This window comes from Mesorhizobium sp. M7A.F.Ca.CA.004.06.1.1 (assembly GCF_003999135.1).
Classification (GTDB): Bacteria; Pseudomonadota; Alphaproteobacteria; order Rhizobiales; family Rhizobiaceae; genus Mesorhizobium.
Genome location: NZ_RZPQ01001319.1, coordinates 1 through 750, shown reverse-complemented (window position 1 = coordinate 750; position 750 = coordinate 1). Strand labels below are relative to the sequence as shown.

Below are 750 nucleotides of genomic sequence, written 5' to 3'. Positions count from 1 at the left end.
GCTCAAGGAGCAGCCGGGCCTGCGGCCCGCGCCCTATCTTGCCTCGCGCGGCATGACATGGATCCAGCGTCGGACAAGCCAGAGCATGGATGATGCCGCGCTGAAGGACTATCTGCGCGAGAGCCATCGCCTTGTAGCCCTGAAACTGACCAGGCAGGCGCGCAAGGAATTGGGACTTGCCGCAAGCTAGTCTATATTCCTCGAGGCGCTGGAAAACCGCCATCTTCATGCCCGGTTCATGTTGGAACCATATGGTGGGTAACTGGTTTGCTGACGAGGGGCTTCGCCAGAGAACAATGCCGGGCGGCGGCAATTACGGACCGGAGAGTTTCGCCACTATGCTGCGTACGATCTTCACCCTTTCGGTACTTGCCGGCGGGCTTTTGTCTGCCAATGCAATCGCAGCCCCGACGCAGGACAGCGCACCACCGATTGTCCGTGCCGCCGATACCGGTGGCATCCTTGTCGCCCAGGACGGCAATCTCGACATCTACTACGACGCCAGGGGCAACCGCGTGATCGTCGATGCCGATACCGGCAAGGTCATCGCCATCCAGCCGCCGCAGACCCGGCTCGACCGCCGCGCCTTGCGCCGCGAGACACGACTGCGCGAACTGGGCCGCGCCCCCGACGGCGACGACCGCTACTATCTCGACGATCCGGAAGACATGGCGCGGTTCCGGCGCCAGCAGTTGGAAGAGGAAGGCCGCGTTATCCCGCCGCCGGCGGACGAGTACGATCCCTATGGGG

Annotated in this window: 2 pseudogenes; both read left to right on the top strand. The window is 63.6% G+C overall.

Annotation, left to right across the window (positions count from 1 at the left end):
- Window positions 1-190: pseudogene (locus EN906_RS36055) on the top strand (MmcQ/YjbR family DNA-binding protein); the annotation flags it as partial.
- Between the two features lie 148 nt (window positions 191-338).
- A pseudogene (locus EN906_RS36050) lies at window positions 339-750 on the top strand (hypothetical protein); the annotation flags it as partial.